Here is a 22,392-nt window from a genome sequence, read left to right on the forward strand (position 1 = left end):
TTCATAACTAGTGTATTAAAATATTTATAGCAACATAAACTAATAGACCAGCCATGACAAAATTAAATATACGTTCATGTGTTGATATAAATGATTTAAATAAAGAACCTAAAACACCCCAACTCAAAGTACCTAAAAAACCGATAATAGCCAGTAAGATAATAAAGGGTAATTGTTTTTGCCAATCCGTAGAAAAAGGTGTGATAAAAGTAGAAATTACTGTTAAAGCATAAATAATTCCTTTAGGATTAATGAATTGTAGCATTACACCAGGTTTTAAACCACTGAGCTTGTGACTAAAAGTTTGCTTTGTCCCATAAATAGAACTCATAGAAATCTTTAAAGCTAAATAAAGTAAATATATAAATGCAAATATTTTCATCAAAAATTCAATTTTAGGAAAAGCGGCATGCAAAGTTGTATTAAATAAACTGGATATTAGTAACAACAAAAGAAAACCAAATCCAACACCAATTGAAAATCGTAAGCTGCTTTTAAAATTTAAATTTTGTGAAAAAAACAAAGCCATTATATTATTAGGACCGGGTGTAAAGCTTGCAACAACAGCATATATAAGCATAGATATTATTAACATTTTAATCTCCCCCACGTATCAAAACATTATAACGTCCAAATTTACGTTATAATGTTTGGTCTTTAAAGTATATGGTTTATACGTTATATTGTAAATAGAGGTGCTTAAATTGATGAGAGAAATTAACGACATTATAGCTGAAAATTTAAAATTATATAGAAAACAAAGTGGTTATTCATTGGAACAATTATCTGATGTCACAGGTGTAAGTAAAACAATGTTGGGACAAATAGAACGTAAGATATCCATTCCATCTATCACAACATTATGGAAGATAGCAAATGGTTTAAAAGTATCATTCACAGAATTAACACAAGAAAATAGCAATATTATACAGAAAGTTAGTTTGAATGAAATACAACCCTTAATTTCAGAAGATAATAAATATAAAGCATATCCTCTATTTAAGTTTGATATTGAAAAGAAGTTTGAAAGCTATATGGTTGTTATTGGAGTTGAAGGGCAAATGGACGGGTCGCCCCATGGATCAAATACAATGGAATATATCACAGTCTATGAAGGTACCTTAACACTTATATTAGATGGAGAAACCTTTGTTATTCATAAAAATGAAGCTATTAAATTCAATGGAAATATATTTCACCAATATTTAAACCAACATGATGAACCTGTGTACTTACATATGACTATTCATTATTAATAATATCAATAGATTGAAATGAATATTTTTACAGCTTTTCATGTTTGATGATATGGATATGCTTAATTTGATAAATTCAGGGAGGACAATATTATGGTCAATCCTCAAATGAAAGATTTAAAACCACTTGAAATAATATTATTAATAATAGCTACAATGTTATTTGTTTTTCATATTTTCATAAGTTTTAATATCATTCATGTATCTGTTCTACTATCCATCTTAAGTCTAACTCTATCTATTTTCATTTTAAGTTATGTATTTTTTAAGCAAAATTTTAAAGTTACAGGCTACATCTGCTTAGCTTGTGCTTTATTATTAGTAATAATATCTATCATATAATACAAAAGCACTTAAATAATTTAGGTGCTTTTTATTTTATATTCAAATCATTACAATGACTTTCAACAGTAAAATAATACTAGAGCGTGCATTTGAATGTTATCAAAAATGAAATAAGCACATAAAAATACAACGACGCTGAACGCCGTTGTATTGAGATTAGTAAACTATTTTGTGTTGTGGATTAAGATTCTAATAGTAAATCTTCTGGATTTTCAATTAATTCTTTAATAGTTTTTAAGAAACCTACTGCTTCTTTACCATCGATGATTCTATGATCATAACTTAATGCAATGTACATCATCGGACGGTTTTCAATTGTGTCTGCGTCGATAGCAATCGGACGTGTAATAATAGAATGCATACCTAGAATCGCAGCTTGGCTACCATTAATAATTGGTGTAGACATCATTGAACCAAAGATACCACCATTGGTAATAGTAAATGAGCCATTTACCATATCATCTAAACCTAATTTTTTATCACGCGCTTTGATAGCTAAATTAGCTATTTCATCTTCAATTTCGGCAAAGTTTTTCTTATCACAATCTCTTACAAATGGTACGAGTAATCCGTCATCTGTAGATACGGCAACCCCGATGTCATAGTATTGTTTCGTAATCATGTCTTCACCATCAATTTCAGCGTTTACTTCAGGGTACTTTTTCAATGCTGCTACTGATGCTTTTGTAAAGAATGACATGAAACCTAGTTTTGTACCATCATGATCTTTAATGAATTGTTCTTTTTTACGTTTACGTAAGTTCATCACATTTGTCATATCAACTTCATTAAATGTTGTTAGCATTGCTGTATTATTAGATACTTCTAATAACTTTTTGGAAGCTGTTTTCTTACGACGAGACATTTTTTCTCTGATAACTGGTTTTGTTGGGTTTTGTGGAGCTGCTTGTTTTTTAGGTTCTTCTTTTGATGATGATTGTGCAGCTTGTTCATTCTTATTATTTTGTGATTGATCAACATGTTCTTTTCTAACAACATCATTTGATTGCGTTGCTACTTCGGATAAGTCAATGCCTTTTTCACGTGCATATTTACGTGCAGATGGTGTCGCATTAACACGTTGTCCTTTATTTTGTGAATCGTCAGCAGTACTTTCATTATCATTTTGAGCTTCTGATTTTGGTTGCTCTGATTTTTCGTTACTATCAGCTGCTTGTGATTCAGAATTATCTTGTTTAGGTGCTTCTGAATTATTATTGCCACTTCCTTCGCCTACAACAGCGATAGATTGGCCAACTTCTACCGTATCACCTTCATTTGCAAGTAATTCTTGCAATACACCAGCTTCTTCAGAAACTACTTCGACGTTTACTTTATCTGTTTCTAATTCAAGGATAGCTTCACCTTTATCTACACTATCACCGACTTGTTTTAACCATTCTGCAATGGTACCTTCTGTAATGGATTCTGCTAATTCTGGAACTTTTACCTCTGGCATGCTTAACTTCCCCCTAGTTAAATTTTGTGCTTTGTTCGATTATCATATTTTGAACAAGTTTGTGTATTTCTCCATCACCTTCAGCAGGAGCTGAACGTTGAATACGGCCATGATAGCTTAAATCGTATTTATCTGTAGTTAATTCTTTCAGATATGGATAAACAAATGACCAAGCGCCTTGGTTCTTAGGTTCTTCTTGTACCCAAGCTACATTTTCTAAATGAGGTAATTCATTTAGTAATGTTTCAATTTCTTCAGCTGGGAATGGATATAATCTTTCCACGGCAACTAGTAAAATTGAATTATTTGGATTTTTTGCTAAATATTCTTTTAAATCAATAAACATTTTACCTGACGCTAGAATTACTTTTTTAACAGCTTCTTTATCATGTTCTTCTGGTAAAATTGGTTCGAATTTTCCAGATGTAAATTTATCAATTGGGTCAGCAACTGTTTTATTACGTAAGAGACTCTTAGGAGACATTACTACTAGTGGTCTCATTGATTGTGTACCTAAGCTAGCAGCTTGAGCTCTCAGTAAATGGAAGTAGTTACTTGAGCTTGATAAGTTTACTACTGTACTGTTATTTTCCCCAGCTAATTGTAAGAATCTTTCTAAACGTGCAGATGAATGTTCAGGCCCTTGACCTTCAAATGAATGAGGTAAGAATAGCGTTAAACCTGAACGTTCCCCCCATTTAGCTCTAGCACTAAATAAGAAGTTATCGAATATCATTTGAGCCATATTAGAAAAGTCTCCATATTGGGCTTCCCAAATTGTCATACAATCTTTATTTTGCACATTATAACCATATTCAAAACCAACAACCGCTGCTTCTGATAGTGGCGAGTTACGCACTTCAAAAGTTGCTTTTTGTCCTGGAACATTGTGAAGTGGGATATATTCTTCACCTGAATCAGGGTCATGGAGTACGGCGTGACGGTGACTGAATGTACCACGTTCACTATCTTGTCCAGTTAAGCGAATAGGCGTACCTTTTTGAGTGATTGTTGCAAATGCTAATTGTTCTGCTTGAGCCCAATCAACTAATCCATCTTCGCTCTCAAAAGGCTCTCTTCTTTTCTCTAAGACTTTATTCAATTTTTTAAGAACATTAAAGTTAGATGGATATGATAGCATTGCATCATTAATTTCTTTAAGTTGTTCATAACTTACATCCACATCGACACTTTGGAGTGGTTCGGCAAGACTATCTGGTTTTTGCATATCAGGATTATCCATCTTGTCGTTTTTATCTATTTCATCATGAGCGGCACGGAGTTCTTTTTGAACTTCATCAAAGATTTGATTCATTTGATCTTCAGAAATAATATTATCTTGAACTAATTGATGACCATAAAGTACATCAACAGGGTCATGTTTTCGAATATTATGGTATGGTAACGGATTGGTAATGGATGGTTCATCCATCTCATTGTGCCCATATCTACGATAACCAACCAAATCAATGACAACATCTTTATGGAATTCTTTTCTAAACGCCATAGCAATTTCAATTGCTTCAATAGTTGCTTCAACATTATCTGCATTAACATGCATGATAGGTACATCGTAGCCTTTTGCAACATCAGATGAATACGTTGTAGAACGACCATCTTCTGGCTCAGTTGTAAAGCCAATTCTATTATTAGTGATAATATGGAGTGTACCACCTGTTGAATAGCCGTCTAAATTTTCTAAATTCATAGCTTCGAAGTTAATACCTTGTCCTGGGTAAGCAGCATCACCATGAATCAATATCGGCATAGATTTATGGAAATCAGTATGAACTTTTCCAGGTTTGTCGGTATCATCTTGATTTGCACGTGTTTTACCTAATACAACCGGCGCAACAATTTCAAGATGACTTGGATTATTCGCAAGGGAAATGCGCTGCTCACTGCCATAAGAATTTGTAGTTTTTACACCACCGAGATGGTATTTTACATCTCCTGACCAACCTGAAGTTAATTCTAAACTACCATCTTTTGGTAGGAATTTCATTGGATCAGTGTGCATGAATTCAGAAATCATCATTTGATATGGTTTTTCTAACACATGTGTAAGTACATTTAATCTACCACGGTGGGCCATACCTATTTGTATATTTTGAATGCCTTCGTCACTAGCAAGTCTTAATGTTTGTTGTAACATTGGCACTAGTGTGTCTACACCTTCTATTGAGAAACGTTTTGCGCCCACAAAGTTTTTGTGTAAATATTTTTCGAAGCCTTCTACATGTGCTAAGTTTTTAAATAATTCAATCTTTTGATTATCGTTTAATGTTGCTTTGTATGGTGTTTCTATTCTACGTTTTAACCATACACGTTCCCTATTGTTATTGATATGTGTATATTCAAATGCAATAGGTCCTTTATAACGTTTTTCCATACGAACAATAGCTTCATAAGCATTATCGTAAATATCTTTAAAGTGTTCAGATACAATACCTGCTGAAATTGACTCTAGTGTTTCTTTATCCAAATTAAAATCTTCAATATTTAATTTTGGAACATTTTCTCTTTCAGGTTTGTTAACTGGATAAATATCTGCCAATAAATGCCCATATTGACGTATGTTATCTATGAGACGCATAACACGTTTAATCGTGCTATCAGCTTTAGTCGTATTTTGTTGACCATCAGCTGTATTTGTTGTGATGTTTGCTTCACCGTTTTTGATTGTACTAAATAGGACTTGTAAATCTTCAGGGACTGAAGCTGGATCATTCAAATATAAATCATATAGATCTAAAATGTATCCAAGATTTGCCCCGAAATTTACAGGTGCCTGGGTAACCTGACTTTCGTTGCTCATATTACACCCTCCACAAAATAGTTAAAACGCTTACAAATCAATAATAGCATTAAATAAATGCAAATTAAAGTATCAATAACTAGTTATATGAAAAAAGCAGAACCTGATTGTATTTGGCTCTGCTAATTGTATTTTCATTTTATAGCGTAACATATTTTTACTTGAATGAGTAACCTATTAAAAATCAAAATGTGATTTTAAATGTCGTGTATTTTCCTACTTCACTTTCTACATGAATTGTTCCATGATTTAATTCAATGATTTTTTTAGCTATCGATAAACCTAAACCATTGCCGCCTAACTTTCTGGAACGGGATTTATCAACTCTATAGAATCTGTCAAAAATAAAATCTATATCCTCTTTTGGAATACCTACACCATGGTCAGTGATTTCAATTGATATTTGTTTGTTCCTTAGATTTGTTTGAATTTGAATATATTTATTAACTTGATCATATTTCATGGCGTTATCAATGAAGATAATTAGTACTTGTTCAAATTGATAACGGTCTATTTTTATATTAAGCGGTTTTTGATAAGGTACAAATTCAAAAACATAATCTTGATGAAGTTGTTTTAGTGATTTAATTCTGGATGTAATCTCTTGATTAATTTCTACACTTTCGGTTTCATTTTCTTTACTATTGTTGTTATCTTTTGTTAACAATAATAATTCTTCAACTAATTTTGTAATTCTAGTCATTTCTTCTAAGGATATGTCGAGTGACTCTTCAAGAATTGCTGCATCTTTTTTGCCCCACCGCTGTATCAAATTTAAGTGACCCTGAATAATTTGTAATGGAGTTCGTAGCTCATGTGAAGCATCTTCAACAAATTGACGCTGTTGGTTAAACGATTCTTCTAATTGGAACATCATTTCATTAAAAGTGACAATTAAATTATCTGTTTCTTCATAATTAGTAACTAAGTCCACTTTTTCTTGGAAACCATCACGACGAATTTGCTGCATTTTATTAGACATTAAGATTAATGGTTTTGTAATTTGTGCAGAGAAGAAATAACTTACCATTGCAGTTATAAAAGTAGCAATCACTCCAAATATGAGTGCAATAAAATACAATGAATTGACGAGTGCATTATAATTCTCTAAAGAATGAATGATTACGCTATATCCTTTAAAATGGTGCGTATTAATCCGGTTTGTAATAATTAAATAATCGTTGTTATGGTATTTTTTTATTAAAGCCGTATCAATTTCTTTAGGTTTGAAATTAGGTGAATAAACGATATCGTTGTCATTTGAAGTCTCTATTTGTTTTTCACCATTTTTATTATAAAGAATCACTTTTTGAAAATTACCTAACGAAGCATTTAAGTCTAATGGTGTAATATCGTTTAATTGTTTAGATTCGAAAAGTTGAATGATATCCGATGAACTTCTTTCAGCTTCGCTTAGTTCGTTGTGACGTAATGCGTTACTTAGAAAGAATATGATAATTAAACTAAATATAAATATGGTTGAAAATGTAATCGTTGTTGTGATAATCATCCACTTGGTTTTTAATTTACGCTGTTTCATTTTCTAACCACATATCCCACGCCACGTACAGTTTCTATGATTTTATCTTTATTATATGGTTTAAGCTTATTTCTTAAATAGCGGATGTATACATCAACAACGTTAGTTTCAACTTCTGAATCATAACCCCACACATCTGCGATAATTTGTTCTCGCTGTAATACATGATTACGATTTTCAGCTAATAAGGTCAATAAATCATATTCTGTTTTCGTCAAATCTAAAGAATTACCATCTACAGTTACTTTAAAGCCATCTCTATCTATAATAATGCCTTGCATGTCGATGATGTTCTTTTGTGGCTGTCTACGTAACATTGCTCTTATTCTTGCTAATAATTCTTCAATATCAAAGGGTTTTACTATATAATCATCTGCCCCATAATCTAATCCAGCTACTTTATCGTAAGTGTCACTTTTTGCTGTGATAATAATTATAGGAGTGGATTTATTTTGTCTGACTTGTCTACAAATTTCTAAACCATTAATATTAGGTAGCATCAAATCTAACAAAATCAAATCGTAATCATTTGTTAAAGCTTTTTCTAACCCAGGTTTGCCATCATATTCAATATCTACTGCATAGTTTTCGTGCTCTAATTCTAACTCGATGAAACGCGCAAGATTTTGTTCATCTTCAACAATTAAAATTTTTGTCATTGCTTACACCTCAAAATATATAATATATGAAATAACAGTTTATAGAAAGTAACAGGGTATTAAAAATAAAATAAGATATTGAATATAAATAAGTATAACGATGTTGAAATAAAAAATAAGAAAATATTCGAAATCTAATTGACAATTATTCTCAGTGTTGTATAATGTAATTGAAAATGATTATCAATACTACATAGACATTCCCCCCACACATATTTGTTTTAGTAGAATTGATCATTTTCGTAAATATCCCCTTTTATATGCCCGTAAAAGACTAACGTTGTAAATCAACGTATATATAGAAACCGGTTTGCATTATGAAATCGGTTTTTATAATAATTTTTGACACAATTAAATTAAGTTTGAGATATAAGTATCTCAGATGAATTTAAAAAATGGCAATTTCTATATAAAATAGAAATTGCCATTTGTTCTATTTCGTTATTTTTTAAATTTTTAATTTGTGTCTTAATATTAATGTTGATAATACGACACAAAAAGCACCACCAATGATACCGGCAATGATATCAGTTGGATAATGAACACCAAGATATACTCTTGATGATGAAATTAAAATAATAAATAGTGCTGAAAGACCTATCATAATTCCTTTTGTTTTACCTTTCAAGACACGATTAGCAATGTAAATGGTACTGCCAAAGAAAGCGGCTGACCCCATTGCGTGTCCACTTGGAAAACTAAAACCAGAGATATCTATGAGACGTAATAGTGTAGGTCGTTCTCTGTCAAATACGTTTTTTAATAATGGGTTTAAAGTACTTGATAAACTCATTGCTATTGCAAAGAAAAGTGCCTCTATATTTAATTTTTTAAGCATTAAATAGGCGATAAGTAATAATGATAAACAAACCATTGCCCATACTTCCCCGATTTTAGTTACTCCTAAGAAAAATGTAGTAGTTATAAAACTTTCAGAAGAATATATGAATTCATAAACTTCATTGTCTATCCATTTCCCTAATCTTGATTCATGGAAGGATGCAATAATGCCAAAAATTAATGTAAAAATAATGAGTAGACTTATTCTTTTCCAACGACTCATTGCGTATCCTCCCTATTATTAGTTATTTGCATCTTTAATAATTTTATGAAATAAATCTTGGCGTGTAAAACTTTCTTTGTATGTTTGCATCTGAGTTATAATAGATTCACGGTGAGTTTCGATATCTTTTAACTGATCGATGAGTTTATCCTCGGTTAAAGTGTCTTCAGGAATTGTTCTTCCAAAACCTTTAGATTCAAAATTTTTCGCATTGTCAATTTGATCTCCTCTAGATTGGTCAAGGCCTAATGGAATTAAGAGCATTGGAATTCTTAATGCCAAGAATTCATATATAGCGTTTGAGCCAGCACGACTAATAACTGTGTCTGTTATCGCTAATAAATCAGTTAAATCGTCTTTAACAAATTCAAACTGAACGTATCCTTCTTTATTTGTCAAGGATTGATCCAGCAATCCTTTACCAGTTAAATGAATCACTTGATAATTATTTAATAATGCGTCTAAATTATCTCTAATAATATCATTTAACTTTTTACTTCCAAGGCTACCACCCATGATTAATAAAACCTTTTTATTATCTTTAAATTCTGTTAATTGATAGCCTCTATTTTTATCACCACTTTTTAAATCTTCCCGCACTGTAGCACCTACAAAATCCGCTTTTTCACTCGGCAGGTATTGTAATGTATCCTCAAAGGTTGTATAAATCTTTTTAGCAAACTTTAAAGCAATTTTATTTGCTAGTCCGGGTGTTAAATCAGATTCATGTATAATAGTTGGAATTTTTAGGGATTTAGCAGCGATAACTACAGGCACAGATACAAAACCACCTTTTGAGAATAATAGGTCAGGTTTTTCTTTTTTTAATATGCGTCTTGAATCGAAGATACCTTTTAATACTTTAAAAATATCTTTAATATTTTCAAAAGAGATGTATCGTCTTAATTTACCGCTTGAAATTTTATGATATGGGATTTCTGGTAATTGGGATTCAATCATTTCTCGTTCCATACCATTTTTGGAGCCGATATAAAATGCTTCATGTCCTTCTTCTAAAGCTGTTGGAATCAAACTTAGATTAACAGAAACATGTCCAACAGTACCGCCACCAGTAAATGCGATTTTTGTCATATTATTACCTCTATTCTTCTAATTTTTTATAATAGGCATAGAATGGTTCTCCTTTATCGAAAGGAGGATAATCAATATTTACTTCACCTAATTTGATAAAGCCAAATTTTTGGAATAATCCTTGAGCACGTTTATTCAATGCAAAAGTGTCAGTTAACATTACATGTACATTATCTCGTAAAGCAAGGTTAACAGCAAAATCAAATAATTTTGTAGCAGCACCTTTATATTCTGATGAGGCTGCCAATCTATGAATAACGTATGCATTTTTTCTATCAATTGGCCATGCCAGTTCATCATACCACTCAGATTGTTGCTGGTCGACAACTATAAAGGCAAAAATTGTATCTTTTTCTTCTAAAACAAACAATGAATCTTTACTAATATCTTCTTTGAAATGTGATTTTAATGGATATTGTTCATCCCATTGGTTGTTGTTTTCTTGTTGCATTATTGACTTTGCTTCTTCTACAATCGTTAAAATAGTTGGTAAATCTTCTACGGTACCTAATCTTATCATGCGAGGTTCACCTCTTTATTTTAATTTGTTTAATAGGGTTTGTAATACAGTATCTTCTTTATTTGCTTTATTAACTAAAGCTTGTGTGAATTTATCATTGGTTTGTTTGTTGAATTTTCCATTAACTGTTAAATTATTATCTTTTTGGAATGATTTAATAGCATCTTCTAATTCCTTATCAAAGCGTTTAGATTTATTATTAGACTGATAGTTTAATGCAGATAGACCCACTTTAATTGTTTTAACATGTTTGTCTTCATCACCCAACTGGTATGTCTGTGTATTAGGTATGACGCTTAAAGATTGATATTCAGGTTCATTAATTTTTGTATCAGGATTAATGCCTTTCCCATGAATATAACGAGATTTTGGAGTCAACCATTTCATATTCGTAAATTTTAATAGAGAACCATCATCAAATTCATGTGTGGTTTGTACTATACCTTTACCAAAAGTTTTTGAACCGTAAACTTTAGCTTTATTATAATCCATCATAGCACCAGTGAATACTTCTGACGCGCTGGCCGAACCTTTATTCACTAAAATTGAAACATCCATATCCTTAGCTTCTTTGCTTGCATCGTTTGATGTTTTTATTTGTTCTTTTTGATCTCCTTTTTCAAGTTGAACTGCGGTTTTTCCTTTATCCACGAAAATATTTAACATTTTCACAGCTTCATCAAGCAATCCACCAGGATTATTACGTAAATCTAGAACAATTTTTCGAATTCCATCTTTATGAGCTTTAATAATTAAAGATTTTAATTCACCAGAAGTACTACTTTGAAATTTATTTATTGTAAACACACCAGTATTTCCATGTTTTTCATATTCAACACTTTTAACATGTATTTTATCCCTTTTAATAGTGATGTCGTGTTCTTGGTTCGCTCTTTCAATTGTTAATGTAACTTTTGAACCTTGTTTTCCACGCACTTTTTTGACTATAGCTTCAAGTGGTTGACCTTTAATAGATTTACCATTCACCTTAGTCACTACATCTTTAGGTTGAATGCCAGCTTTTTCTGCAGGAGAGTTTTTCATAGGGCTTGTAATTTGAATTTTATCTCCCTTTTTTTGCATTTCTGCACCAATACCCACAAAATCACCTGAGACATCCTCGTTAAACGATTTAGATTCTTTTTTAGTCATATATTCCGAATATGGATCATCTAAATCTTTTACCATTCCCTTAATTGCAGATTCCGATATTTTTTCTGAATCTGTATTTTTATAATATTCCTTATTTAAAATACTATAGACATCTTCAACCTTTTTCATTTCTGTTCTTTGTTTTCCATCTAACCCACTTGTCCAGTTCATGACTGCTATGGTTGCAAAAACTGTTAAAACTGCTGTTATAAGCACAATACTTATGATTGTTAAAATGAAATTTTTCCGTTTAAAGCTCATATTTTTAGTGGAATATTTGTTATTAGCATCGTTATTTTTAGTTTCTTCGTGGTTTTCATTTTGCATGTCTGATCTTTCCGACATTTTATCACTTCCTAAATATATGTATAATTCAAATCGAAATTTTATTGATTTGAAAATAAAAGTAGCTGGGATTGAATCATTAAAGATTAATCCCAGCTCTCTATGATACTTTATTATTTTAATATACTTTACTATATTCTCTCAAATATAAACTAAGACTAAAATTTTAACCATTCAGTATATTCATCATATAAACTATCAAAAACAGACATTGAAACGGTATAACTTCCTTGCATTTCAATGTAATCTGATAGAGCATGAAAATCTTTTTCCTGTCGTGGAAAAGACAAATCATCAAAAATTTCTTCAGCTAATTCGCCTTTTTCGTCTTTTCGACCACGTGCTGTTAATGCAAATTGATAAAATGAATGATCTTTCATTAGTTCATTGTCACATCAATAATTTTAGTTTCACCTTTAGTTACTGATGTTATATCGTCGGCAATTGCCACAGATGACGTGTTATCTGAGTTTGTAACAATTATTGGAGAAATAACTGATTTAGCATTTTCTTTTATATAATCTAAATCAAAACGTAATAATGGGTCTCCCACACTAACAGTATCGCCACTTTCGACTAATACTTCGAAACCTTCTCCGTCAAGTTGTACTGTATCTAAACCAATATGAACAAGTAGTTCAAGTTCATTATCAGCTTGTAAACCAATTGCATGTTTTGTTGGGAAGATATTATCTACTTTACCATTGATTGGAGAAACAACTTCACCATCAGTTGGATTTACTCCAAATCCTTCTCCCATCATTTTTTGCGCAAACACTGGATCTGGGATATCTTCTATTTTCACATATTCTCCAGTAATAGGTGCATATACACTCGTTTCTTTGTCGACTTCTTTACCTTTACCAAATAATTTTTTAAACATGTCTTGTTCGCTCCTTATTTTTCAAAATGTGGTATTAAATCTCCGTAACCTAATTCTTCCAGTTTTTCAAATGGTATAAATTGCACGGCAGCTGAGTTAATACAATATCTTAAACCGCCACTTTCAGTTGGACCATCATTGAAAACATGTCCTAAATGGCTGTTCGCATCTTCAGAGCGTACTTCTGTGCGCACCATACCAAATGTTTTGTCAACGAGCTCTATGATTTCATCATCATCTAAAGCTTTTGAGAAACTAGGCCAACCACAGTCTGATTCAAATTTTTCTTCTGAGGTAAATAAAGGTTTACCAGAAATTTTATCAACATAAACCCCTTTTTCAAAATGATTCCAATATTCATTTTGGAAAGGAGGCTCTGTTCCATCTTCTTGAGTTACCAAGTATTCCATTTCTGTTAAATCATTTTTATTTTTCTTAATCATATTGTTTCCCCCAATGTTTTTCTATAAAACTTTTTCTGCCAGAACCACGTTGATATTGCTCATAATGCAATGGATTCTTTTTATAGTAATCTTGATGATAGGATTCAGCAGGATAAAAGTTTTTGTATGGTTTTATGGGTGTAATTACGGGTTTATTAAATATTGCCTGCTCATTTAACTCTTGAATTTTTGCTTCTGCAGCTTTTTTTTGTGCTTCATTATGATAAAAAATAGCTGGTTGATAATGTTCGCCTCTATCAAAAAATTGACCGCCATTATCAGTTGGATCAAATGTTTTAAAATAAACATCTAAAATGTTCTCGAAGGAAGTAATTTCAGAGTTATATGTGATTTGTACTGCTTCTACATGGCCGGTTTGTCCATGACTAACATCTTCATAAGAAGGGTTTTCAACATGTCCACCACTATAGCCAGAAACAACATTTTCAATGCCCGGATAAGAGGTGAACGGTTTTACCAAACACCAGAAACAACCCCCAGCTAATGTCGCATATGCCATGGTATACCTCCTTTTTTATTATCTTGTCATTAAGTTATCATTATTTTCAGTGATAAGCTATTAAATTGTTTTGAAAATTTAACAAATGAAAGAATAATTAAAACGAACCTTAATTTATTATAAATTAGTTTATGATTTTAAAACAACTAGACCTATTGCGCCTTCTCCAGTGTGTGTTGATATTATAGGTGTTGTAACATTTGTATCATATTCAGTGATATTAAATTCTTCGGTAAAATGCTTTTTAATTTTATCCACAAATTCTAAAATATTAGCGTGTGCGATACCGATAGATTTAATTTTTTTATCTCCTAAAAACGTACTGATTTCTTTTTTTAGAAATTGAATACTACCATTTTGAGTACGAGAATTATGAATGAGTTCAATTTTACCATCGTCAAGCGTCCCAATTGGCTTAATTTTCATCATATTACCAATTAATCCTTTCGTTTTACTGATTCTACCACCTTTGATTAATTGATTTAATTGGCCAATAACAACATATAATTTTATATTACTTTGTAAGTCAGTTATTTTTGAAACAATTTCTTCTGATGAAAAACCTTGGTTATTCCAATCTACAACATGTTGGACTTGATATCCTAATCCAAATGAAATAGATTTTGAATCTATGACAGTTACCGTACTATCTGTCATTTGACTTGCTTGAAGTGCGGTTTGATAAGTACCGCTAAGCCCTGATGTCATGTGGATACTAATGATTTCAGAACCATCTTTGCCTAATTCATCATATAACTCAATAAAATTACCGATAGCTGGTTGACTCGTTTTTACATCAGCATTTTCTTCTAATTTTTTTATATATGCTTCAGAGGAAATGTCGACTTGATCTACATACGACTTACCATCAATAGTTAAATTAAGTGGGATGACATGTATATCATTATCTTTTAAATAAGCATGAGATAAATCTGATGTTGAATCAGTTACAATTTTCATTTTCATTATTCTTTCCTCCTATGTTGTATCTTTACGAACTAAATGTAGAAATGTATGTGGAATCGTATTTTTTTCATCTAATGTTCCCGGAATAGAAGATTCTACTTCCCATTCTTCAAATGTATAAGGTGGAAAGAATGTATCTCCATTATATTTATCTTCAATTACTGTAATATACATATCATCGACTTTATCAATCATTTCTTCAAATAATGTTTGTCCACCAAAAATGAACACATGGCCTGGCAAATTATATATTTCGTCAATTGAATGGATAACATCTACACCGTCATGTGCGAATGATTTATTTCTTGTTAATACTACGTTTTTTCTATTAGGAAGCGGCTTTCCTATAGAATCAAATGTTGCACGGCCCATAACAAGTGTATTGCCAGTGGATAGTTTTTTTACATGCTTTAAATCATTTGGTAAATGCCATGGTAGTTGATTATTTACCCCAATAACACGTTGCTGATCGTGAGCAACAAGTATAGAAAGTGTCATAATTTCCCTCCTAATAGTAATATAATATTATCAGTAAATATATTAAATCATTATTAATACTAATCATTTTTTAAAATTTTATACAGCTATTGGTGCTTTAATTGCTGGATGTGATTCATAATTTACTATTTCTAAATCTTCATAGTTAATGTCGAAAATAGAGTTATCTGAATTTATTTTAAGTTGTGGTGGCGCATAGCTTGTACGAGACAACTGTGTTTCAATAGCTTCCATATGATTTGTATAAATATGAGCATCGCCGAATGTGTGTATAAATTCACCCACCTCTAAACCACATTCTTTAGCAATTAAATGTGTCAGCAAACTGTAACTAGCAATGTTAAATGGTACACCTAAAAAGATATCTGCACTTCTTTGGTATAATTGGCAACTTAATTTCCCATCTTGGACATAAAACTGAAACATTGTGTGACAAGGTGGTAATGCCATAGTATCGATTTCAGTTGGATTCCAAGCTGAGACAATATGGCGTCTTGAATTCGGATGATGTTTAATTTGTTCGATAACAGTTTTTAACTGATCAAAATGATTGCCATTTTTATCTTCCCAATCACGCCATTGTTTGCCATAAACATTTCCTAAATCACCATATTTTTTAGCAAAAGACGCATCATTTAAAATTAGCTCTTTAAATTTACGCATTTCCGCTTTATATTTTTTATTAAATGCCTCATCGGTTTGGGCTCTATGACCAAAGTTTGTCATGTCTGGACCTTTATAATCAACTGAGTTAATATAATTTTCAAACGCCCATTCATTCCATATATTATTATTATATTGGAGTAAATATTTAATATTTGTATCGCCTTTGATAAACCATAGTAATTCAGTTGCAATCAATTTAAATGATACTTTTTTGGTAGTTAGCAATGGAAATCCTTTTGACAAATCAAACCTTAATTGATGTCCGAATTTTGAAATAGTACCTGTATTTGTACGGTCTTCTTTTTGCTTTCCTATTTCTAATATTTCGTTACAAAGATCATGATAGGATTGATCAAATGTATTTAGCATGACGAACACACTCCTTTCAACAGTAAAGTTATTTATAGTTAATCATATTTTAAAATACCAATAATTTAAAGAAATAACCACTAGTAAAGTGAAAATATGAGTGGAATTTGAGAATAAAATATGTATTCAGTTTATGCCTTAATAATATTGGCTGGTTGTTCTAATGATTATGATAAATAATTAGAAGTATTATAAACTTTTTAAATAGTTATAATCAATAAAAGGATGACCTAGAAACTACTCAAAAAACAGTAAAAATATGCTCATTAAATTAATGCATGATAAGTATTAAGGATGTTGTACTTGTTATTAAAGCAATTTAAGGCTGAGACATTTATTTATATCTCAGCCTTGGTCTTATTGATTAATCACAATAATCATCAAATATGTCTTTAATATCCATACAAATATCTTGTATATCTCTACCTTCTATATGTTCTCTTGGCATAAAATGTTTTAATTCTTTTCCTTTAAACAATGCATACGATGGACTGGACGGTACTTGTTGAATAAAAGCGCGCATTTCTTCGGTTGCTTCTTTATCTTGACCGGCAAAAACAGTCACTTTATTTGTTGGTTTTTTTTCATTTTGTTCTGCAACAGTAACTGCAGCAGGTCTTGCCAATCCAGCAGCACAACCACAAGTTGAATTAATCACAACAAAAGTTGTTTCATCTTCAGATACATTATTCATAAAGTTATCAACATCAACAGCAGTTTCTAAACTGTTAAAGTCGTGATTTGTGAGTTCGCTGCGCATTTGTGTTGCGAGTTCATTCATATATGCTTCATAAGCATTCATTTATAACACTCCTATTTCATTTAATGATAGTTTCTTTAGCTATTATTTCGATTTGCAATTTGCTTCCAAACGGAACCTAATGCCTCATCGCCATTTTCAATTCTTGTTATAGCCATTTCGATTTGCAGCTTCACTTCATAGGCTGAATCGTCAGCATGTTCACGAAGTGAATTTAACTGCTCTGGCCCACCTTCATCAAAAATAAACATTGCTGCTCTCCATCTGACTATTTTATGTGGATCGTCTAATGCTTTTTCCATTTCTGGTAATGCTTGTTTGAAACCTAAATCGCTTAAACAATCACCAGCAGTTCTTCTTACTGCAGGGCTTTTATCGTTTAAGCCTTTATAGAGGTATGGGAGTACGATTTCATCTTCAATCATTCCAAGGAGTATAATTGCTTCACGTCTTAATGGTGTTTTCTGTTCATCACTCACGACCTCACCGAGCAACGGTAAATCTTCAATTGTAGGTGTTGGGAATGATTTTAGCATTCTTAATCGTTCTTTCCAACTTTCAGTTGCTTGATATGCTTCCAATGTTACATGTCGGTATTTAGTTTCAGGAATTGTAACGTTGGATGCTAAAGCTTCTTCAACTCGTTTTTGCAATTGATCTTTAGGATAGATTGCCGTTATTTCTTCAACGACGTCTTCCATTACCTCTGAGAGTTCGCCATAGCGTATTCCAAAATCTTCCCATTTACGTTGGAACACAACATTATCATCATCTTTCTGTGCAGCTAACATGCTATCAACATATATTTCAGGTAATTGTTTACGTTGTTCTTCTGAACTTGTCGTTAGTTTAATTTGATAAGGAATACCTTTGAATGTCAAAACCTCTGCTTTTACTTCACCAAAATGTTCATCTGGTTGTGCTTCGGAAGTTATTTCTTGTTCATCATTGAGTGTTGCTGTTACTTTTGGTAAAACATCTTCCCAATCAAATTTTGGTTTTTTATCTACAGCCAAAAAATCCATTACATGAAATATAGATTTAACACCATCAATTGCTAAAACATCATTGATAAAATCAGGTTGCCCTTCTGCGACTGATGAATAAGTATTAGACTGGTTATCTTCTCTTTTTTCACTTAGTACAATTTTCATTGTATTTGGACTTGGTGTAGGTTCAACACGTACTATTTCCATTAAGGCACCCTCCTTATGTTTATATTTCTTCTAGAGCTTTTGTGATGTTTGGTAAAAGTGTATCCCAATCTACTTCTGAATTTTTATCTACAGAAATAAAATTCATTGCTTGAAATATAGATTTAACACCTTCTACATCTAGTACTGCATTGATGAAGTCAGGTTGTCCCTCTTTAACTTTTGTATATGTGTTAGGTTTGTTATCCCCACTATCTATGTTTAAATCAATTTTCATCGTATTTGGATTTGGTGTCGTAGCTATATTTATTATTTCCATAATCGTATGCTCCTTTTTATTGTAATTCATTGCCAATTTGCTTAATTTGTTTTCCGACAGAACATTCATTAATACAAAAATGATGTGCTTGTGTTTTGCCGTTTGTCTTTTTTATATGACGTTTCAATAAACACGCTTTACAATATGTGTTCATTAATTGGTCTATGGCATCAATTGCCTCTTTTTCAGAATAGGTTAGAATACGTTTCACGCTCCTGTACTTCTAAAAATGAATTATAAGTACCCAACTAGTTAATTTATTATAAGATTTGAGACTTGTTGATATTATATCATTTGTAACAACGATTGTTTAATCATTAATATGAAATATAACATTAGTATAAATATTTAAAAAATCAGTTGAAGTTTGAACTTGCTTTTTTAATATTTTCTAGTAAAATAATGTAGTTGTTTATTTTGCGGTTTCTAAACACCCGCATTATCAAAATTTAGGAGGAATAAAATTGTTTAATGAAATATTTGGCGTTATTACTTTTTTAGTAACATTCATATTATTAGTTACTATGTATCGTTTGTTTGGTAAACATGGTTTGATTGCATGGATTGCTATTGGCACCATTATAGCTAATATCCAAGTTATTAAAACAATCGATATTTTTACTATTTCAGCAACCTTGGGAAATGTTATGTTTGCATCTATCTATTTAGCAACTGATATTTTAAATGATATTTACGGACGCAAAATAGCTAAACGTGCAGTTTGGTTAGGTTTTTGTTCGACATTGGTGATGATTATCGTGATGCAATTTTCGCTTCATTTCACGCCTTCCCCGGTAGACAATACACAAAAAGCATTAGAATCTATTTTTAATATTGTTCCAAGGATTGCTTTAGGTTCGGTTATAGCATACATTATTGGACAACATTTAGATGTATTACTTTTCTCATTAATCAAAAAAGTGTTTAGTTCAGATAGAACATTTATTATAAGAGCATATGGTAGTACTATTTTAAGTAATATCGTGGATACGGCGTTATTTGTCATCATTGCTTTTTTAGGTGCAATGCCAAATGAAGCGGTATTTGAAATCTTTATTACAACGTATTTATTAAAAATTGTTTCTACTATCTTTAATGTTCCTTTTGGTTATTGGGCAAAATCAATGTACCGAAAAGGCAAAATACAAAAATTAGATGAAGGTTATTAATGACATGTTTTAATATAACTGACGAAAAGCCCGTAAATGATTAACAGATAAGTTCATTTACGGGCTTATTTATTTCTGGTGATTTAATATAATTATAATATTTCAATTATCTTTTCTTTTAAGAACTTGAATGTGTGATACCCTTCAGTTTCTAAGAAGTGGCCGTTATGATTTATATAATGTGTTTTGACATTTAATTGTTTTGATAATCTATCTGTAGCGTCTATATTCACTACTGGATCATTTAAAGCACCAATTGTAATAATGTGTTGCGCACATAATTTATCGAGTTTTATACGTGTGTTATCTATATATTGATTTAATTCGGGTATGTTCGATAACTTTTCGTTAAAACCTGAAACTAGAAAAAGGCCTTTTATTTTTGAATGAGGCTTAACAGAAGTTAAATAATGTAATATTGATATGACTCCCAAACTATGTGCAACGATAATAGTTTCTGAATTCAATTTACTTTGAATAATATCATCTATTGCTTGACACCATGAATCAAGTTCAGGATGATCAGAATTTGGTAAGTGTATAATTTCAACATTATAACCATATGCCTCTATTTGTGAGGCTAACCATTGAAACCAATGGCTTTTTGTACTAGCTTGATAGCCATGTATAATAAACATATTTTTCAATTAGATCATCCTTTATTAAATTAATGTTGTGCTTTTTTAACGACGGTACTAGCTTACGTTATATTGATGTATTTTTCCAAGAAAAATGCATCTACATGATTATACTTATTTATGTTCTTTTGATAATATAAAATTAACTTATTAAATTTGAAGGTGAATTTATGGCGAAAATATATTTTGATGCTGCTACAGCAGGCAATCCTGGTCAAAGCGCATGTTCTATCGTTATCATTACTGAGCAAGAACGATTGCATTATGACTGTGATTTAGGAATCTTAGACAATCATAGTGCAGAATGGGCAGCTTTCGTATTTGCATTGGAATGTGCAAAACACCACGGGATTACTACAGCACTCGTATACACTGATTCGAAATTAATAGAAGATAGTATGAACAAAGGACAAGTAAAAAATAAGCAGTTTATAAATTACTTGCTCAAAATAAAATCATTAGAGTCATATTTTGATTTATTGTTTGTTAAATGGGTTCCAAGGAATCAAAATAAAGAAGCAAATCATCATGCCAAAAATGCCTTATATAAAATTACTAAAACAAGAGCAAAAAAGCGTTAAATCAAAACAGTATCTTAACAATTCAAAGTCAGTAGGATATTTGAAAACTTATTATGACGAAAATCAGAAATAGTCCCTTTCTATAGTGAGAAACTTTTAATAGATGATTCTAAACACATTTTTTGAATTTAAACCTTTATTTTAAAATATATGAGTGTGACTACAGGATAGAAGGATATCATTTTTATCTCGTTAAACATGTACGATGAAAAGGATTAGACAATAATTATAAAGGACTCGTACGTATTTATTTGAATACGTATGAGCCCTTTATTTTTTATTTAACTAAAATGTGTAGCTAAGTATTTTCCTGATACATAGAGTTCATGTTCTTTACAAATATTTAGTATTTCAGCTAAATCCGTCCCAAACTTCATGTCGTTTAATAAATCAGAAGTATTAATAGGTACTTCTGTATGAATTTTAGCTAGTGATTTAGAAAGTTTCAAATTGTATAAATTATCTTCTATTTTATGTCTTTGACCAGGTGTCAATTCGTTTAAAGCGTCAATCACTGCTTCAACAGAACCATGATTTTGAATAAGTTTTATAGCAGTTTTTTCACCAATTCCTTTAACACCAGGATAACCATCAGCACTATCTCCCATAAATGCTTTAACATCTATTAATTGTAGCGGATTTAATCCATATTCATTTTGAAATCTGTCTAATGTATAGCGGTTGTATAAGTTAAATCCTTTTTTAGTTAACCAAATTTCAACATTAGGATTAATACATTGTAGAATATCTTTGTCACCAGTGATTACAAAAATTTGATTTTGTTGTGAATATTGATGTGCCAAAGTGCCTATTACATCATCTGCTTCATAATTTTGGACACCAATATTTACAAATCCAAATTGGTTTGATATTTCTTTAACATAATCAAATTGTGGTATCAATTCTTCTGGTGGTGCGGGTCGATTTTGTTTATATCCGTCAAACATTTCATTTCGAAATGTAGATTTACCCATATCCCAACACACAGCCACATGTGAAGGTTGTATTTCGTTTATCGCAGTAAATACATGACGAACAAACCCTTGAACACCGTTTGTAGGAATACCTGATGAATTTCTCATGAATTGTTTGTGTAGGCTAGTTGCGTAAAAATGACGAAACAGCAGAGCCATACCGTCTATTAATAATATCTTTTTGGACATCGTAAGTACCTCTT

The 22,392-nt window shown here is 31.3% G+C and carries 25 protein-coding genes; 3 read left to right on the forward strand and 22 right to left on the reverse strand.

Going from position 1 to position 22,392, the window contains the following annotated elements; translation table 11 throughout:
* Nucleotides 1-7: 7 nt before the first annotated feature.
* The gene (locus KA883_RS00875) at nt 8-595 is read right to left on the reverse strand and encodes a LysE family translocator (protein ID WP_046208277.1); all 588 of its coding nucleotides are present in this window, start codon (nt 593-595) and stop codon (nt 8-10) included.
* 112 nt (nt 596-707) lie between these two features.
* Between KA883_RS00875 and KA883_RS00880 the strand changes: the two genes are divergently transcribed.
* Nucleotides 708-1,256, forward strand: coding sequence for a helix-turn-helix domain-containing protein (locus tag KA883_RS00880; RefSeq protein WP_064208960.1), 549 nt, complete (start codon nt 708-710; stop codon nt 1,254-1,256).
* A 526-nt stretch (nt 1,257-1,782) separates the two neighbouring features.
* Here the strand turns inward: KA883_RS00880 and sucB are convergent.
* The 19 genes from sucB to KA883_RS00975 all read right to left on the reverse strand — a co-directional run bounded on the left by sucB (nt 1,783) and on the right by KA883_RS00975 (nt 19,038).
* The gene (gene sucB / locus KA883_RS00885; protein WP_046208274.1) at nt 1,783-3,060 is read right to left on the reverse strand and encodes a dihydrolipoyllysine-residue succinyltransferase; all 1,278 of its coding nucleotides are present in this window, start codon (nt 3,058-3,060) and stop codon (nt 1,783-1,785) included.
* A 13-nt stretch (nt 3,061-3,073) separates the two neighbouring features.
* On the reverse strand, nt 3,074-5,878 hold the full coding sequence (locus KA883_RS00890; protein ID WP_046208273.1) for a 2-oxoglutarate dehydrogenase E1 component: 2,805 nt from the start codon (nt 5,876-5,878) through the stop codon (nt 3,074-3,076).
* A 184-nt stretch (nt 5,879-6,062) separates the two neighbouring features.
* The gene (locus KA883_RS00895) at nt 6,063-7,418 is read right to left on the reverse strand and encodes a HAMP domain-containing sensor histidine kinase (protein WP_046208272.1); all 1,356 of its coding nucleotides are present in this window, start codon (nt 7,416-7,418) and stop codon (nt 6,063-6,065) included.
* Complete coding sequence (locus KA883_RS00900) at nt 7,415-8,077, reverse strand: response regulator transcription factor (RefSeq protein ID WP_046208271.1); 663 nt, start codon at nt 8,075-8,077, stop codon at nt 7,415-7,417. Before KA883_RS00900 ends, KA883_RS00895 begins: the two co-directional genes overlap by 4 nt.
* Before the next feature lie 448 nt (nt 8,078-8,525).
* Complete coding sequence (locus KA883_RS00905) at nt 8,526-9,140, reverse strand: phosphatase PAP2 family protein (protein WP_046208270.1); 615 nt, start codon at nt 9,138-9,140, stop codon at nt 8,526-8,528.
* Nucleotides 9,141-9,158: 18 nt separating this feature from the next.
* A complete protein-coding gene (locus KA883_RS00910; protein WP_046208269.1) occupies nt 9,159-10,232 on the reverse strand; it encodes an undecaprenyldiphospho-muramoylpentapeptide beta-N-acetylglucosaminyltransferase in 1,074 nt (357 codons plus the stop codon).
* Between the two features lie 10 nt (nt 10,233-10,242).
* Nucleotides 10,243-10,752 carry a GNAT family N-acetyltransferase gene (locus tag KA883_RS00915; protein WP_064208958.1) on the reverse strand — a complete coding sequence of 170 codons (510 nt, stop codon included), beginning with the start codon at nt 10,750-10,752 and terminating at the stop codon, nt 10,243-10,245.
* Between the two features lie 15 nt (nt 10,753-10,767).
* Nucleotides 10,768-12,249, reverse strand: a complete 1,482-nt coding sequence (locus KA883_RS00920; RefSeq protein ID WP_210139817.1) for a S41 family peptidase — start codon at nt 12,247-12,249, stop codon at nt 10,768-10,770.
* A 158-nt stretch (nt 12,250-12,407) separates the two neighbouring features.
* On the reverse strand, nt 12,408-12,629 hold the full coding sequence (locus KA883_RS00925; RefSeq protein ID WP_046208266.1) for a YozE family protein: 222 nt from the start codon (nt 12,627-12,629) through the stop codon (nt 12,408-12,410).
* Entirely contained in the window at nt 12,629-13,132 is a 504-nt protein-coding gene (locus KA883_RS00930) for a PTS sugar transporter subunit IIA (protein WP_046208265.1), read from the reverse strand. Before KA883_RS00930 ends, KA883_RS00925 begins: the two co-directional genes overlap by 1 nt.
* A gap of 14 nt (nt 13,133-13,146) precedes the next feature.
* Nucleotides 13,147-13,575 carry a peptide-methionine (R)-S-oxide reductase MsrB gene (msrB, locus tag KA883_RS00935; RefSeq protein WP_046208264.1) on the reverse strand — a complete coding sequence of 143 codons (429 nt, stop codon included), beginning with the start codon at nt 13,573-13,575 and terminating at the stop codon, nt 13,147-13,149.
* A complete protein-coding gene (gene msrA, locus KA883_RS00940) occupies nt 13,568-14,095 on the reverse strand; it encodes a peptide-methionine (S)-S-oxide reductase MsrA (RefSeq protein WP_046208263.1) in 528 nt (175 codons plus the stop codon). Before msrA ends, msrB begins: the two co-directional genes overlap by 8 nt.
* A gap of 129 nt (nt 14,096-14,224) precedes the next feature.
* Complete coding sequence (locus tag KA883_RS00945) at nt 14,225-15,064, reverse strand: DegV family protein (protein WP_046208262.1); 840 nt, start codon at nt 15,062-15,064, stop codon at nt 14,225-14,227.
* A 9-nt stretch (nt 15,065-15,073) separates the two neighbouring features.
* Entirely contained in the window at nt 15,074-15,559 is a 486-nt protein-coding gene (locus KA883_RS00950) for a dihydrofolate reductase (RefSeq protein WP_046208261.1), read from the reverse strand.
* 78 nt (nt 15,560-15,637) lie between these two features.
* Nucleotides 15,638-16,594, reverse strand: a complete 957-nt coding sequence (locus KA883_RS00955) for a thymidylate synthase (RefSeq protein ID WP_046208260.1) — start codon at nt 16,592-16,594, stop codon at nt 15,638-15,640.
* A 364-nt stretch (nt 16,595-16,958) separates the two neighbouring features.
* The gene (gene brxA / locus KA883_RS00960; RefSeq protein ID WP_046208259.1) at nt 16,959-17,396 is read right to left on the reverse strand and encodes a bacilliredoxin BrxA; all 438 of its coding nucleotides are present in this window, start codon (nt 17,394-17,396) and stop codon (nt 16,959-16,961) included.
* Between the two features lie 35 nt (nt 17,397-17,431).
* On the reverse strand, nt 17,432-18,550 hold the full coding sequence (locus tag KA883_RS00965) for a conserved virulence factor C family protein (protein WP_046208258.1): 1,119 nt from the start codon (nt 18,548-18,550) through the stop codon (nt 17,432-17,434).
* Between the two features lie 19 nt (nt 18,551-18,569).
* Entirely contained in the window at nt 18,570-18,827 is a 258-nt protein-coding gene (locus KA883_RS00970) for a NifU N-terminal domain-containing protein (RefSeq protein ID WP_046208257.1), read from the reverse strand.
* A 16-nt stretch (nt 18,828-18,843) separates the two neighbouring features.
* Nucleotides 18,844-19,038, reverse strand: coding sequence for a zinc-finger domain-containing protein (locus KA883_RS00975; RefSeq protein ID WP_046208256.1), 195 nt, complete (start codon nt 19,036-19,038; stop codon nt 18,844-18,846).
* A gap of 253 nt (nt 19,039-19,291) precedes the next feature.
* Here KA883_RS00975 and KA883_RS00980 point away from each other — a divergent pair, with 253 nt between their 5' ends.
* Nucleotides 19,292-19,996, forward strand: a complete 705-nt coding sequence (locus KA883_RS00980; protein WP_046208255.1) for a queuosine precursor transporter — start codon at nt 19,292-19,294, stop codon at nt 19,994-19,996.
* Nucleotides 19,997-20,088: 92 nt separating this feature from the next.
* Here KA883_RS00980 and KA883_RS00985 read toward each other — a convergent pair whose 3' ends face one another.
* Nucleotides 20,089-20,634, reverse strand: coding sequence for an RBBP9/YdeN family alpha/beta hydrolase (locus KA883_RS00985; protein ID WP_225792173.1), 546 nt, complete (start codon nt 20,632-20,634; stop codon nt 20,089-20,091).
* Between the two features lie 170 nt (nt 20,635-20,804).
* On the opposite strand from KA883_RS00985, the gene KA883_RS00990 reads away from it, so the two are divergent.
* Nucleotides 20,805-21,215, forward strand: coding sequence for a ribonuclease HI family protein (locus KA883_RS00990; RefSeq protein ID WP_046208253.1), 411 nt, complete (start codon nt 20,805-20,807; stop codon nt 21,213-21,215).
* Between the two features lie 281 nt (nt 21,216-21,496).
* On the opposite strand, the gene KA883_RS00995 is transcribed toward KA883_RS00990, so the two are convergent.
* Entirely contained in the window at nt 21,497-22,378 is an 882-nt protein-coding gene (locus tag KA883_RS00995) for a 5'-3' exonuclease (protein ID WP_046208252.1), read from the reverse strand.
* Nucleotides 22,379-22,392: the final 14 nt, after the last annotated feature.

This window comes from Staphylococcus sp. GDY8P54P, assembly GCF_017892645.1.
In the GTDB taxonomy this organism is placed as follows: domain Bacteria; phylum Bacillota; class Bacilli; order Staphylococcales; family Staphylococcaceae; genus Staphylococcus; species Staphylococcus ureilyticus.